The sequence below is a fragment of the Huijunlia imazamoxiresistens genome (assembly GCF_037132455.1).
GTDB classification, from domain to species: domain Bacteria; phylum Bacteroidota; class Bacteroidia; order Chitinophagales; family Chitinophagaceae; genus Flavisolibacter; species Flavisolibacter imazamoxiresistens.
Genome location: NZ_JBBBEI010000007.1, coordinates 130,933 through 144,757, shown reverse-complemented (window position 1 = coordinate 144,757; position 13,825 = coordinate 130,933). Strand labels below are relative to the sequence as shown.

Annotated in this window: 12 protein-coding genes and 1 tRNA gene; 6 read left to right on the top strand and 7 right to left on the bottom strand. The window is 56.3% G+C overall.

The window, feature by feature from the left end; genetic code table 11:
- Positions 1-374: 374 nt before the first annotated feature.
- Complete coding sequence (locus tag V9K67_RS10910) at positions 375-1,142, bottom strand: menaquinone biosynthetic enzyme MqnA/MqnD family protein (protein ID WP_336722299.1); 768 nt, start codon at positions 1,140-1,142, stop codon at positions 375-377.
- Positions 1,143-1,274: 132 nt separating this feature from the next.
- Between V9K67_RS10910 and purB the strand changes: the two genes are divergently transcribed.
- Positions 1,275-2,621, top strand: coding sequence for an adenylosuccinate lyase (gene purB / locus V9K67_RS10905; RefSeq protein WP_336722297.1), 1,347 nt, complete (start codon positions 1,275-1,277; stop codon positions 2,619-2,621).
- A gap of 236 nt (positions 2,622-2,857) precedes the next feature.
- Positions 2,858-3,274: a hypothetical protein gene (locus tag V9K67_RS10900; protein WP_336722296.1), complete on the top strand. Its 417-nt coding sequence runs from the start codon at positions 2,858-2,860 to the stop codon at positions 3,272-3,274.
- Between the two features lie 73 nt (positions 3,275-3,347).
- Here the strand turns inward: V9K67_RS10900 and V9K67_RS10895 are convergent, their stop codons facing one another.
- Entirely contained in the window at positions 3,348-4,934 is a 1,587-nt protein-coding gene (locus V9K67_RS10895; RefSeq protein WP_336722295.1) for a peptide chain release factor 3, read from the bottom strand.
- Positions 4,935-5,238: 304 nt separating this feature from the next.
- On the opposite strand from V9K67_RS10895, the gene V9K67_RS10890 reads away from it, so the two are divergent.
- The 4 genes from V9K67_RS10890 (at position 5,239) to V9K67_RS10875 (ending at position 8,924) form a co-directional block, all read left to right on the top strand.
- Positions 5,239-5,472, top strand: coding sequence for a hypothetical protein (locus V9K67_RS10890; protein WP_336722293.1), 234 nt, complete (start codon positions 5,239-5,241; stop codon positions 5,470-5,472).
- Between the two features lie 207 nt (positions 5,473-5,679).
- A complete protein-coding gene (locus V9K67_RS10885) occupies positions 5,680-6,930 on the top strand; it encodes an ABC transporter permease (RefSeq protein WP_336722292.1) in 1,251 nt (416 codons plus the stop codon).
- A gap of 93 nt (positions 6,931-7,023) precedes the next feature.
- A complete protein-coding gene (gene tsaD, locus V9K67_RS10880) occupies positions 7,024-8,076 on the top strand; it encodes a tRNA (adenosine(37)-N6)-threonylcarbamoyltransferase complex transferase subunit TsaD (RefSeq protein WP_414696769.1) in 1,053 nt (350 codons plus the stop codon).
- Positions 8,077-8,192: 116 nt separating this feature from the next.
- On the top strand, positions 8,193-8,924 hold the full coding sequence (locus tag V9K67_RS10875; RefSeq protein WP_336722288.1) for a tRNA1(Val) (adenine(37)-N6)-methyltransferase: 732 nt from the start codon (positions 8,193-8,195) through the stop codon (positions 8,922-8,924).
- A 2-nt stretch (positions 8,925-8,926) separates the two neighbouring features.
- On the opposite strand, the gene V9K67_RS10870 is transcribed toward V9K67_RS10875, so the two are convergent.
- The 5 genes from V9K67_RS10870 to V9K67_RS10850 form a co-directional block, all read right to left on the bottom strand.
- Positions 8,927-10,126, bottom strand: coding sequence for an NAD(P)-dependent oxidoreductase (locus V9K67_RS10870; protein WP_336722286.1), 1,200 nt, complete (start codon positions 10,124-10,126; stop codon positions 8,927-8,929).
- 247 nt (positions 10,127-10,373) lie between these two features.
- A tRNA-Leu gene (locus tag V9K67_RS10865) sits at positions 10,374-10,457 on the bottom strand.
- A gap of 87 nt (positions 10,458-10,544) precedes the next feature.
- Positions 10,545-10,982, bottom strand: a complete 438-nt coding sequence (locus V9K67_RS10860) for a universal stress protein (protein WP_336722284.1) — start codon at positions 10,980-10,982, stop codon at positions 10,545-10,547.
- 93 nt (positions 10,983-11,075) lie between these two features.
- Complete coding sequence (locus V9K67_RS10855; RefSeq protein ID WP_336722283.1) at positions 11,076-12,659, bottom strand: DHA2 family efflux MFS transporter permease subunit; 1,584 nt, start codon at positions 12,657-12,659, stop codon at positions 11,076-11,078.
- Positions 12,660-12,690: 31 nt separating this feature from the next.
- Positions 12,691-13,743, bottom strand: a complete 1,053-nt coding sequence (locus tag V9K67_RS10850) for an HlyD family secretion protein (RefSeq protein ID WP_336722280.1) — start codon at positions 13,741-13,743, stop codon at positions 12,691-12,693.
- Positions 13,744-13,825: the final 82 nt, after the last annotated feature.

Below are 13,825 nucleotides of genomic sequence, written 5' to 3'. Positions count from 1 at the left end.
GGGAGGGCAACCCGTATACGGGCAGTCAGGAAATTTAAAACAATTTCTTTTTTTTCACAACCCTTCAGCTGCAGGCTTTTTCGAAAAAACGGCACAAAGCGGCGGAAGCCTTTGATTATGAAAAACTTAAAATTTGGTTGAAATTCTGCGAAGAAAGGTAGCGATCGCGGCATGCTTTATCTCGGGCCTCACGGCAAAGCCGGGCAGAAAGGGAGACAGGGGAAAGAGTATTGATTTGCTTGCTCATAGGAACAGAAGTTTGGTACCGGCAAAGATAAGCGGTTGCACGTCTCCTTTATCCGAAAGGGCCGTTCAACCGCAAATTTATCAACCCCTACCTCCCTGTCCGTCAGCAGGTTTTACCCCGGAACAATCTATAATATATATGCGGGATTGTGCTGGTGTTGTTTCAGCTTCTCCAGGAACAACTTCAGCCCCTGGCGCTTTTCCGGGGAAAGGTGGTAACTGATACATTCGGTATAATATTTTTTCAGGTCGTAGACCGGGAAAGGATGCTCGGCAATGATCGCGTCGAGGTGCTGAAAGCCAATGGCATTGGCCTCGTTGAAGGCGGCCACAAAGTCTTCGGGCAGCTCCTTGTTGGCGATCCAGGCAGCAAACACGAAGGGCAGCCCGGTAAACTCCCTCCAGGCAGCCGCCAGGTCGTAGCAGTAGGCCGACTCCAGCCGTTGCTCCAGCGCACGGTCGCCGATGACCACGCCGGCGGTGGTGCCTTTGATCTGGTGGCGGTATTCCTCACCGTTGGCATCCAAAAACAGCACGTCCTTTTTCCAAAATTCCCGCAGCAGCACCCGGGCCAGGTTTACCGAGGTACGCGACTGGTAATCCAGATAAACCGTCCGGATCTCCTCCATCGGCACCTGGCTGAAGATGCAGACCGAGGCCACATCGGCTTCCGCCCCGATGCAGTAATCGGTAATGATATGGTGCTGCTCCAGCAGCGGAATAGCTGCCACCGGGATCAGTCCCACATCCACCCTTCCGTCCACCAGCATGCGGGCAATTTTGGCCGGGTAGTCCTCCACCAGTTCCATCTGCTGCAACACGGGATGCCGCCGGATGCCGTAGAGTAAAGGCCTGGTGTTCAAATAACTGACAGCCGCAACTTTAATCTTCTTCAAATGGTTTATTTTTGGCCGCAAAGGTAACCCTCTGATGAGAATGATGTACATGATTATCAGCAGCCTTAACGTTTTCAAACATTTACAGCAGGGATACCCCGGGGTATCGTTTGCAACATTTTAAACAGTGGTATGAAATTAACTTCCTTAACTGCCTTATCGGCTATCGACGGCCGCTACCGCGGCCAGGTACAGCACCTGGACGAGTATTTTTCCGAATACGCCCTCATCAAATACCGCGTGGTCGTGGAAATCGAATACCTGCTAGCCCTTGCCGGCAAAAAGTTCTTCACCCTTTCGGATGAAGCCCTCAAGCACCTCAACGAGCTGAAAAACGGGTTCACCCCCGAACAGGCCGCCGAAGTAAAGGAAATTGAAAAAACCACCAACCACGACGTAAAAGCCGTTGAATATTTTCTGAAAAACGAGCTGGAAAAGATCGGCGAACAGGCGGCAAAGGAATGGGTGCACTTCGGCCTTACCTCGCAGGACGTGAACAACACCGCCATCCCGCTGCTGTGGAAGCATGCCCTGGAATACGAATACCTGCCCGCCCTGCTGAACCTGAACAAACAACTGAAGCTGCTGGCCAAGGACTGGCAGGCGGTATCCATGCTGGCCCGTACCCACGGACAGCCCGCCTCTCCCACCCGCCTCGGCAAAGAGATCATGGTGTTTGTCGAGCGCCTCGAGAACGGCGTGGAGCTGCTGCTCAACATCCCCTTCTCCGCCAAGTTCGGCGGCGCCACCGGCAACTTTAACGCCCACCACGTGGCTTTCCCGGATACCGACTGGATTGCCTTCGCCAACGAATTCACCGACGACGTGCTGGGCCTGCAGCGCTCGCAGTTCACCACCCAGATCGAACACTACGACAACCTGGCCGCCCACTTCGACGCCCTGAAACGGATCAACACCATCCTGATCGACTTCTGCCGCGACGTGTGGACCTATATCTCGATGGACTACTTCAAGCAAAAGATCAAGGCGGGCGAGGTCGGCTCCTCGGCCATGCCCCACAAGGTCAACCCCATCGACTTCGAAAACGCCGAAGGCAACCTGGGACTGGCCAGCTCGCTGTTCGAGCACCTGGCGGCAAAGCTGCCCGTTTCGCGCCTGCAACGCGACCTTACCGACTCCACCGTGCTGCGCAACATCGGCCTGCCCCTGGCGCACACCATCCTGTCGCTCAAGTCCATTGAACGCGGCCTGCACAAGCTGGTGCTGAATAGCGACAAGATCCAGGAAGACCTGGAAAACAACTGGGCGGTGGTGGCCGAGGCCATTCAAACCATCCTGCGCCGCGAACAGTACCCCAACCCCTACGAGGCGCTGAAGGAACTGACCCGCGGAAAGGCAAAGATCGACAAGGCCTCCATCCACGAATTCATCGAAAAGCTGGACGTGAACGACGGCCTCAAAGCCCAACTGAAAAAGATCACGCCCCACAACTATACCGGCATCGAGCCCGCCTTCTAAGCCAACAGGCAATTGGCAATAAGCAGTTGGCAACAGCCAAAAACAAAAAAGGGAAAGACGTTCTTTCCCTTTTTTGTTGCCCCAGCTCCAAAGCGGACAGCTCAATATTCATTTTAACATTTATACAGACAAACCTATCAACCAATTACTTACGCACAATATTTTTACAGACAGCCACTCCCATAACACTTTTTTAGCATGTTATTTGCCTTCTCAGGGCCAACAGAAGCTGATTTATGAAAACTATCTTATATATCCTGGTTTGCCTGCTGTTTACACATTGTTTCCAGGTGGAGCACCCTGAAAATAACCTCAGCGGTTCCTATATAGGCTACTTTCACCGCAACCATTCCGATACGGCCCAGGTTACACTTTGTTTCGGGGATGGGCAGTACCACGGCAAAAGCCACCAGCAAAATTATCCGCTCATGGGCGCAGGCTCTTTTGAGCAACAGGAAAACTACATCATCTTCCGGGATTCCGGCAATTGGGCCGGCCCCGCCGACAACAGCCTTATTCTCAACGGAAGCTACCACCTCCAGGAAAATGACGACGGCTCCATCCGCATCTGGCGCGAAATCCCCGGCGGCATCGACGAATACATCTTCGCCCGCCAGTCGCCGGAGGAAAATGCGACCGTTCACGCGCCGTGAGAGCGTTTACGAGTTTACGGATTTACAAGTTTACGAGCTCCTGACGGGCGCCACCAACCCGTAAACCCGTAAACTATTTGTGAATCTCACTGGTAAAATGAAACTCGATATCCGGGTTGTTAATGCGTTCGGTGTTGAGGAACCATTCGCTTTGGGCCAGGTACACAATGTGGTCGTCCTTGTCGTTGGCGATATTGGCCTGCTTGAAGCGGGTGAATTCTTCCAGCTTTTTGGGGTCCTTGCTGGTCAGCCAGCAGGCTTTGTAGAAGGGCAGTGAATTGAACTGCACCGAAGCGCCGTACTCCTGCAACAGGCGGTACTGGATCACTTCAAACTGCAGCTCGCCCACGCAGCCGATGATCTTTTTGTTGCCGCCAAACTGGGTAAACAGCTGCGCCACGCCTTCGTCGGTCAGCTGCATCAGGCCTTTTTCCAGCTGTTTGGTTTTCATGGGATCCTTGTTCACCACCTCTTTGAACAATTCGGGCGAGAAGGCCGGGATGCCGGTAAAGAAAAAGTCTTCGCCCTCGGTGAGGGTATCGCCGATTTTAAAGTTGCCGGTATCGAACAGGCCCACTACGTCGCCGGGATAAGCATCTTCCACGACGCTTTTTTCGCGGGCCAGGAAGGAATAAGGGTTGCTGAAGCGCACGTCCCGGTCCAGCCGCACGTGGTGGAAATACTTGTTGCGCTCAAACTTGCCCGAGCAGACGCGCAGGAACGCAATGCGGTCGCGGTGCTTCGGATCGAGGTTGGCATGGATCTTAAAAATAAAGCCGCTAAATTTTTCTTCGCCCACGCTGATGGGGCGCTTGTTGGTTTCCCGCGAACGGGGAATGGGGGCGATGCGGATAAAGGTATCCAGCATTTCCTTGACGCCGAAGTTGTTGATGGCGCTGCCAAAGAACACGGGCGCCACGTCGCCGCTCAGGTAGGTTTCGGTCGCCAGCTCGCCGTACACGCCTTCGATCAGTTCCACGTCTTCGCGCAGGGTGGCGGCGTCTTTGTCTCCCAGCTTGTCATCCAGCACCGCGGAGGAGAGGTCGGAGATGGAGAGGGTATCATCATCCTGGGCTTTGGTGTTGGCGGTAAACAGGCGCAGGCTGCGGTTGTGCAGGTCGTACACGCCTTTGAAGTCCTTGCCGCTGTTAATGGGCCAGGTCATGGGGTGGAGCGAAATGGAAAGTTCCTTTTCAATTTCTTCCAGCAGGTCGAACCGGTTCTTGCCGTCGCGGTCCATTTTATTGATAAAAACGATCACGGGGGTTTTTCGCATGCGGCACACCTGCATCAGGCGGCGGGTTTGCTCCTCCACGCCATTGACGCTGTCCACCACCAGGATCACGCTGTCCACGGCGGTGAGGGTGCGGTAGGTGTCCTCGGCAAAGTCCTTGTGGCCCGGGGTATCCAGCAGGTTGATCAGGGCGCCGTCATACTCGAAGCTCATTACCGAAGTGGCCACCGAGATACCGCGCTGCCGCTCGATCTCCATAAAGTCGGAGGTAGCGTGTTTTTTGATCTTATTGCTTTTCACCGCTCCGGCCACCTGGATGGCGCCGCCGAAAAGCAGGAACTTTTCGGTAAGGGTGGTTTTACCGGCATCGGGGTGCGATATGATGGCGAAGGTTCTGCGCTTTTGTATTTCGTTCTGATATTTCATGATAAGGAAGCAAAAGGGTCCAGCCGTTGAGGGGCATTGATTTTTGCGGGGGCAAAGGTAAGCCCTAAGTGCGTTAAAGAATCTTTGAAATTACCGGGAAGGCAAAGAAGAAAAAACAGGCATTTGGGCGGCAGTTGGGGCGGATTGTTCCGTTTTTTTCCCGGCACGGATGAAAAAGCTTATACAAAACAGCGAACGCCGAAGCCACTTGGTGCCATTTTTTCCCAATTTGGAAGACAGCGACGGTAAATCCATAGGAAAAGGGAAACGGCACTATTTTTCCTTCTTCTTATAAAAAATACTTATGGAAACGATGAGGAGTCACGAGTTTGGCAACGGTGCTCCGAAAATCCCTCCGGGGGACAGGAGCGGCAGAAACCAGCCGCCCTCAGGCTTTGAAGGGATGAATTACGAGCAGAAGAGAAAGCCATACAAGAAAGGTGCTGAGCGGGAAAATGAGGCAGATACGGAACCTATGGCAAATAAAATGGCTAATAAAAAGGATAAACATAACGACCCGGAAGCGTTCCCAGCCTGAGCGGCTTCACTATCTTTTTTACATCAATCGGTAAATCAGACTATATTCTTTTTTTGACCGGATACAGCCGTTTTTTTAAAAGGACCTCATTTTAATAGCGATGCAACTGATGCAACGCCCCCGGCGACGGGGGCGTTTTCCATTTTCCGCCCTGAATTCTTTTGCCGGCTGCGGATTGCCTGTTGCCCATTGCTTATTTTTGCCCCCATGCGCCGATTCCTGGAAATGATCAGCAACAGCTTTAAAATGGCCCTGCAGGAGCTGTGGAAAAACAAGCTGCGCACCTTTCTTTCCCTCTTCGGCGTGACCATCGGCATCTTCTGCATCATCGGCGTGCTGGCCACCGTCAACAGCCTGGAACACAATATTCAAAACGAGATCCGGGCGCTGGGCACCAATACCCTTTACCTCGACAAATGGGAATACGGCAAGATGAGCGGGACCGAATACCCCTGGTGGAAGTACCAGAACCGGCCGGCACCCCGCTTCGACGACGTCCGCCAGATCAAGGAACGGGCCTCCACCGTCCAGTACGCCGCCCTGGAGATCAACGTGATCGACGACATCGAAGCGGGCGGCAGCGTGCTGAGCGGAGCCGTGATCTATGGCGTCACCCGGGAGTTTGCCTCCATCCAGCCGGTGGTGATCGAAGCGGGCCGCTATTTTACCGAGGCCGAGTTCGACCGACCCACCAATACCCTGATCATGGGCAGCCAGATCGCCCAGGAACTCTTCGGCTCTGCGGAGCGGGCCCTGGGCCGGACCGTACTGATCCGCAACAAAAAAAATATCGTGGCCGGCATCATCAAAAAGCAGGGCACCCAGATCCTCGGCGGCTGGCAGTTTGACAAGAGCGTGCTGATGGTGTACCCCTTTGCCCGGACCATCATGGACGAGCGCAAGGCCGACCCTATCGTGCTGATCAAAGGAAAGGAAACCGTCAGCAGCAAGATGCTGGCCGACGAGCTGACCGGGGTGATGCGGGCGGTCCGCAAGCTCAGCCCCACGGAAGAAAACAACTTTTCCCTCAACGACATCAACGACTTCAGCAGCGCCATGAGCCAGGCCTTCGTCAGCATCAACATCGGCGGCTGGGCCATCGCCATCCTTTCGCTGATCGTCGGCATGTTCGGCGTGGCCAATATCATGTTCGTATCGGTGAAGGAACGCACTTCCCAGATCGGCCTAAAGAAGGCCATCGGGGCCAAAAACCGGCTCATCCTGATGGAGTTCCTGCTGGAATCGGCCTTCCTGTGCATCATCGGCGGCGCCATCGGCCTGCTGCTGGTGTTCATCCTCACCAAGGTGGTCAGCCAGGTGTTCCACTTCCCCGTCTTCATTTCCACCGGCAACATCCTGCTGGCCATCGGGGTGTGCATCCTTACCGGCATCCTGGCCGGCATCATCCCGGCCACCCAGGCGGCCCGCCTCAACCCCGTCACCGCCATCAGAAGTTAAAGCCCTTAACCGGGAACACGCTTTATTACGGAGAAAAGCCCAATTTTGCAGCCGGATAATTTTCAAATAAAGACCTTGATGAACCTGAATAAAATGTACGACCCGGGAACCGCCGCCTCCGGCGGCGACCTGGGGGCCAGCACGACCACTATCCTGGCCATTGAATCGTCCTGCGACGAAACCTCGGCCGCCGTTTGCCGCGGGGGACAGATTCTTTCCAACTTTATCGCCAACCAGAAAGTGCACGAAAAATACGGAGGCGTGGTGCCCGAGCTGGCCAGCCGCGCCCATATGCAGAATATCGTTCCCGTAGTGGACGTGGCCCTGAAGCAGGCCGGCACTACCCTGGACGAGCTCGATGCCATCGCCTTCACCCAGGCGCCCGGCCTGATCGGCTCGCTGCTGGTGGGCAGCCAGTTTGCCAAATCATTGGCCCTGGCCCTGGACAAGCCCCTGATTGCCGTGCACCATATGCAGGCCCACGTGCTGGCTAACCTCATCCCCGACCGCCGGCCCTCCTTCCCCTTCCTCTGCCTGACGGTCAGCGGCGGCCACACCCAGATCGTGCTGGCCCGCAGCCCCTCCGACCTGGAAGTGATCGGGCAAACCCGCGACGATGCCGCCGGCGAAGCGTTTGACAAATCGGCCAAGCTGCTGGGCCTTCCCTACCCCGGCGGCCCCCTGATCGACCGCTACGCCAAGGAAGGCGACGGCTCCCGCTTCCCCTTCCCCGAGCCCCAGATCGACGGCCTCGACTTCAGCTTCAGCGGCCTGAAAACCTCCATCCTCTACTTCCTGCAGCAGCAAACCAAGGCTTCGCCTGGCTTTGTGCAGGAAAACCTGGCCGACATCTGCGCCTCCATCCAGCACCGGATCGTGAGCATCCTGCTGAAAAAGCTGAAACGGGCGGCGCTGCAAACTGGCATCAAAGACCTGTGCATCGCCGGCGGCGTATCGGCCAACAGTGGCCTGCGCACCGCCTTCACCCAAATGGGCGAACACATGGGCTGGAACACCTTCATTCCCGCCTTCGAATACTGCACCGACAACGCCGCCATGATCGCCATCACCGCCTACTACAAGCACCTCGCCGGCGACTATGCCGATCTTTCGGTTAGCGCCTCCGCTCGGGCGGACTGGCGCTAACCGAAGTTTACGAGTTTACGGGTTTACGAGTTCTTTAGGGGGAACAGGCATTATCCATCCAAACAACTTGTAAACTCGTAAACTCAAAAAACCTTTTCCCTCCTAAAAGTCAGTTCATGCCGAACCCCTTTTTCCGTTTCAAGCAGTTCACCGTTTACCACCACCGCAGCGCCATGAAGGTGACTACCGACGGGTGTTTGTTCGGGGCGTGGTGTGCGGCCGAGCTGGCGGAGGGGAAGGAAGGTGCAGGCGGGGAACAGACGGTGCTGGATATTGGTGCCGGCACCGGCCTGCTGTCGCTGATGGTGGCGCAGAAGGCCGCGGCAAGGGTGGACGCGGTGGAGCTCGACGCCTCCGCCGCCGGGCAGGCGGAAGAGAACGTGGCCGCCTCGCCCTGGAAGGACCGCATCGCCGTGCACCAGGGCGACATCCTGGAATTTTCCTTTCCGCATGCCTACGACTGCATTATCAGCAACCCGCCCTTTTACGAAAAGGAGATCGAGTCGGCCAGCGCCGGCCGCAACCTGGCGCACCATGGCCATGGCCTGCAGTTGCGGCCGCTGCTGCAGCTGATGGGGCAGCACCTGCTGGAAGACGGCAGCTTTTTCCTGCTGCTGCCCTACAAGCGGCTGGCGGAGATTGAAAGGGAAGTGAAAAAGGCCGGGCTGTTTCTGGAAAAGAAGGTCGTGGTGCGGCAGTCGGTCCGGCACGATCCCTTCCGCCTGCTGCTGAAGGGCGGGCGCAGGGAAACGCCGCTAAAAAGTTCAGAATTGTCCATTTGGGACGGGCAGCAGCAATACACACCGGAATTTGTGGCCCTGCTGAAAGATTATTATTTATACCTGTAGCCTTACAAGCCGGCGTATTCCCGTAAATATTCAAAGGGCGGGGTCAGCTTTCCGTTTTGGACTATGGTGGCCTTTTCCAGGAGGGGCGACGAATCCGCCAGCAGGTCGGGCAGCACGAACTTGATGAGCTGCTCGCCGAAATAGCGCGAAGCGTCGCGGGGCAGCTCATTGGGCAGGTTGCCCACGGCCATGAGGTCCACCGAGCCGGGAAGGTAGGCTGGGGTGCGCTGAAAGCTGTGCCGGTCCACCCCGTAAACGGGGTCCTCGATGGGCTGGTCGCCCAGGTTGATGGGCACCGACCCGTTCACATCGTCGGTGATATCGGCAATCACCTGGATGCCGAAGGTTTCCCTGGCTATATCTTCCTTTTCAAACAGGCGGGGCACGCCGCTATCCCAGTAAACGCCGTTCATCAGGATGTCGGTCTGGCCCGTATAGGGGGCAAATTTGCTGCGGTATTCGGAGGGGCGTTCGTGAAAATGTTCGCGGTTGTAGTGACCCGTTGCCCGGTGCTCGTACAGGTCGGCCCCTTTCAGCTGCACATAAACGGGGTACGAAAACCGGCGGGCCAGGTACGCGTCCTTTTCCACTTCGATGATCCCCATCAGGTTCATGATCTCGGTAATGCCGTGGGCCACCCGGCCGGAGCCGGTAACGGCCACCTTGATCTGGGGGATCTTCAGGCCGAAATAGCTGTGGATGAGCGACTGGAAGCTTTTTTGCCGGTACACCCGCTCCAGGGCATAGGCGCCCGTGCGGTTGCCGTAAGCCATCATCCCATTATGGGCGCCTACCACGCCGGCAAAGAAGCCAAAGCCGATGATGCGCTGGCCGTCCTCGTGCTCGAGGCATTCGTAATCGATCAGGGTAATGCCTTTGTTGACGATTTCCTGCAGCATGTGGCGGTTGTGGGGCTGCTTTTTCTTGGTATGGGAAAAGAACAGGTAGGTCTTTTGGGCCAGCAGCTGGGCCGGGGGCACTTCCTTGATGCCCAGCAGGATGTCGCAGTTGCCGAGGTCGTCGACCACCTCGGTGCCCGCCCGCCGGAATTCGCTGTCCGAAAAACAGCGGTCGGGACTGCTTTGCACCAGCACCCGCACGTTCGGGTAGTGCTTGGTCAGCCACCGGCATTGCGCCGGCGTGAGGGCCACCCGGTTGTCGGGGGGCGTTTTGCCTTCTTTGATCAATCCGATTTGTATCATCCGCGCGGTACGTTTTGCTGCCAGGGAATTGCCCTGTTTAAGTTAACATTCCCTTGCCAGATTTTACGCTTCCGCCCCCGGATTCCGGGTAATTTTGTCCCGAATTAAAGAAGTGTTCATGAAAAATTTCCTGAAAGCCTTTTTGAAGATACTGGGCAGGGTGCTGCTGCCCCGGAAAAGCTGTTGTAAATAGCAGGTATAAAAAGCAAAAAGCCTTAAAAGTGAAACACTTCTAAGGCTTTTTTCGTGCCCAGGATCGGAGTCGAACCGATACACCATTGCTGGCGGCAGATTTTGAGTCTGCTGCGTCTACCAATTCCGCCACCTGGGCAACAATTAGGGTCGCAATATTACGACTTGATTCGGAATTGTCAACTTCTTGCCGAAGTTTTTTTCAAAAAAGCTGATGAGCCTTCTCTTAATGGCGCTCCTTTTTAAACGGCACCACGATTACCGGTTTTACCGAATGCTGCACCACGTAGGAAGACGTGCCGCCCATGACCAGCTGGTCCCAGCCGGTACGGCCGTATTTTCCCAGGACCACAAAAGCTACCTCCGGCTCGAAGACCACTTCCACAATGTCCTCTTTGGGGTTGCCGATAAAGGAAAGGATGCGGGTTTCCACATCGGGATGGCGCTCTTTTACCTCGTCCAGCTTTTGATTCGCCAGGTACAGCCGCTCTTCCCACTGGTTGGGAAAGGTAAGGCCGGTAAAGGCAGCGGTATAATCCAATGCCTTGTTGATAACGGTGATGAGCGTGACCGATGTCCCCAGCTTCCGGGCCAGGTCGTATCCCACCTTTTCCACCTCCCCTGCATGCTCGCTGAAATCCAGGGCGATGAGTATTGTTTTCATATTGTAACGTATTATCGTAATTCAACTAAACCCGGCAGGTCTTAAAAACCTGCCAGGTTTGGAAACGAACTCGTGAACTTGTAAACTTTGTAGTTAGTGCATGGCTTCGGAAAGATCCAGCTTGCCTTCGGCTTTTTTGGAGCGCACCAGCAGCACAAAGGGGATGCAGATCAGGAACATGACGCCCAGGAGCAGGAAGGCATCCATGTACGACAGCACCGTTGCCTGTTTCATGACGCTGAAGTCCAGCATCCGCTGGGCCTTTTGCAGGGCCACGTCGGCGGTACTGCCCTTGGACATGAAGAGTTGCTGCATGCCTGCCAGGCGGCGCTGCACATCGGGGTCATTGGCATCGAGGTGGCCCACCAGGTTGCTGCGGTGCTGCATCGTCTGCCGCGACAGATAAGTGGTAATGGCGGCAATGCCGAAGGATCCACCCAGCTGGCGCATCATGCCGGTAAAGGCGGCACCCTGACCGATCTGCTGCCCTTTCAGCGAAGACAACGACAGGGTGGTAACGGGAATGAACAGCATGCCCATACCCACACCCCGGACGATCAGCATCCAGAAAAAGGCTTCCTTGCCGGTATCGGGCGAAATGATCTTGTAGCCCCAGAAGCTGTACGCAAAGAACAGCAGCATGCCCAGGGCAATGAGGAGTTGCTGCTTCACCCCTCTTTGCAGCATCTGCCCGATCAGCGGCATCATAAAGGCCGTGGCCAGGGCAGCCGGCATCATCAGCATGCCCGACTGCTGCGCCGTCCATCCCAGGGTGGCCTGGGTGTAGAGCGGCACGATAAAGGTGGAGCCATAAAGACCGAATCCCATGATAAAGGAAAGGATGGTGCCCACCCTCAGGTTGCCGTTCTTCAGCACCCGCAGCTCCACGATCGGGTTGCGGAAGGTAAGCTCCCGCCAGATAAAGAAGAAAAAGCCGAAGACCGCCACCAGGGTGGTAATGATGATCAGGCCACTGTTGAACCAGTCCTCTTCCTGTCCCCGCTCCAGCAGGAACTGCAGCGAGCCCACGGAAATGGCCAGCAGCGCGATCCCCCACCAGTCCACGTCCTTGGCTTCGCTTTTCTGGGCGTAGCGGGGACTGCGGACGTATTGCAGCGTCAGCAGGGTGGCAATGATGCCGATAGGAATGTTGATGTAAAAGATATAGGGCCAGGAATAGTTGTCCACGATATAGCCGCCCAGCGGGGGACCCAGGGTGGGACCGATGATCACCCCAAGCCCGTAAATGGCCTGGGCCATGCCCCGCTTTTCGGGAGGATAGCTTTCGGTAATAATGGTCTGGGAAGTCACCAGCAGGGCGCCGCCGCCCAGGCCTTGCAAAAAGCGGAACAGCACCAGTTCCCAGATGCCGGCCGCGTTGCCGCAAAGAAAGGAGCAAAGGGTAAAGATCATGATGGAGGCCGCGAAATAGTTGCGGCGGCCAAACTGCTGCGATAGCCAGCTTGTCATGGGCACGATGATCACGTTGCCGATGGCATAGGCGGTGATCACCCATCCTACCTCGGCCATGGTAGCGCCCAGGTTCCCCTTCATCTCGTTCAGCGCCACGTTGACGATGGTGCTGTCCACGATCTCCAGCAGGGCGCAGATGATGGCCGTTAGGGTAATGACCACCCTGCGGGCCCCGTATTCTACTAATGAGCCTTGTTGTTGCATTTACTTGAATTACGAATGAGTGTAAAAGGTCCTAGTCCAGGTGCACGTCCACCGTAACGTTCATGCCGGCCCGTAGTTGTTGCAACAGGGGATCGGAAGGATGGACGAACTCGATGCGGACGGGCACACGCTGCACCACTTTTACGAAGTTGCCCGAAGCGTTATCGGGAGGCAGCACGGCAAAGGAGGAGCCGGTAGCGGCCGAGAAAGAAGCCAGTTTCGCTTCGAACTGGTGGTCGGGATACGCATCCACGTGCACCAGCACTTTTTGTCCTTCTTTCATCTTTTGCAGCTGGGTTTCCTTGAAGTTGGCGGTCACCCATTTCTGGTCGTTGAGCACGATGCTGAACAGCGACTGGCCGGCCTGCAGGAACTGGCCCGGCTGGATGTTCACTTTGGACACCAGGCCATCCGCCGGGGCGGTGATCACCGCATACGACAGGTGGAGGCGGGCGTCGTCCACATCGGCCTGGCGCTGCTTGATGACGGCGCTGGCCACGTTGATCTGCTGGGCGGTAGCGCCGCTTTGCGAGGCCACGGCAGCGGTCTGCTGGCCGGCCTGGGCCTTTTGGCTCTGCAACACCTGCAGCTGGCTTTCGGCCGTTTCCTTCGCGGCCTTGGCCTGCTCGAACTGCTGCTGGGTAATGGAGTGGTCCTTGATCAGGTTGGCGTAGCGGTCGTAATCCTGGCGGGCACGCCAAACGGCCACTTTCGCGGTTTCAATCTGGGCGTCGATGGTGGAGATGGAAGCCCGGGAGGTAGCGATATTGGCGCTGGCGGCAGAGCTGGTGGCCCTGGCGGCGCCCAGGCTGCTTTGCGCGGTGGCCAGGGCGGCCTCGGCCTGCTCGAGCCGGATCACCATATCGCGGTCATCAAGCACCAGCAGGGTATCGCCTTTCTTCACGCGCTGGTTATCCTTCACCCGCACGTCGGCCACGTAGCCGGCGATGCGCGGGATCACCGGGCTGATGTTGGCGGATACCTGGGCGTCGTCGGTTTCTTCGTGGTGCTGGGCATGGGTGTATTTCGAAATACCAAACCAGGCCCCGCCGCCTACCAGTAATAACAATATGAGGGGAAACACTTTGCTGCTCTTTTTCGGTGCGGCAGCTTCCCGCTGTACAGTTGCTGTTGTATTTGTTTGAGTTTCCATGAACGATAACTAC

Bases quoted from the DNA above. Each gene is read 5' to 3' on its own strand.
- purB (WP_336722297.1), top strand. From the start codon at position 1,275: ATGAAATTAACTTCCTTAACTGCCTTATCGGCTATCGACGGCCGCTAC.
- V9K67_RS10900 (WP_336722296.1), top strand. From the start codon at position 2,858: ATGAAAACTATCTTATATATCCTGGTTTGCCTGCTGTTTACACATTGT.
- V9K67_RS10895 (WP_336722295.1), bottom strand. From the start codon at position 4,934: ATGAAATATCAGAACGAAATACAAAAGCGCAGAACCTTCGCCATCATA.
- V9K67_RS10890 (WP_336722293.1), top strand. From the start codon at position 5,239: ATGGAAACGATGAGGAGTCACGAGTTTGGCAACGGTGCTCCGAAAATC.
- V9K67_RS10885 (WP_336722292.1), top strand. From the start codon at position 5,680: ATGCGCCGATTCCTGGAAATGATCAGCAACAGCTTTAAAATGGCCCTG.
- tsaD (WP_414696769.1), top strand. From the start codon at position 7,024: ATGTACGACCCGGGAACCGCCGCCTCCGGCGGCGACCTGGGGGCCAGC.
- V9K67_RS10875 (WP_336722288.1), top strand. From the start codon at position 8,193: ATGCCGAACCCCTTTTTCCGTTTCAAGCAGTTCACCGTTTACCACCAC.
- V9K67_RS10870 (WP_336722286.1), bottom strand. From the start codon at position 10,126: ATGATACAAATCGGATTGATCAAAGAAGGCAAAACGCCCCCCGACAAC.
- V9K67_RS10860 (WP_336722284.1), bottom strand. From the start codon at position 10,982: ATGAAAACAATACTCATCGCCCTGGATTTCAGCGAGCATGCAGGGGAG.
- V9K67_RS10855 (WP_336722283.1), bottom strand. From the start codon at position 12,659: ATGCAACAACAAGGCTCATTAGTAGAATACGGGGCCCGCAGGGTGGTC.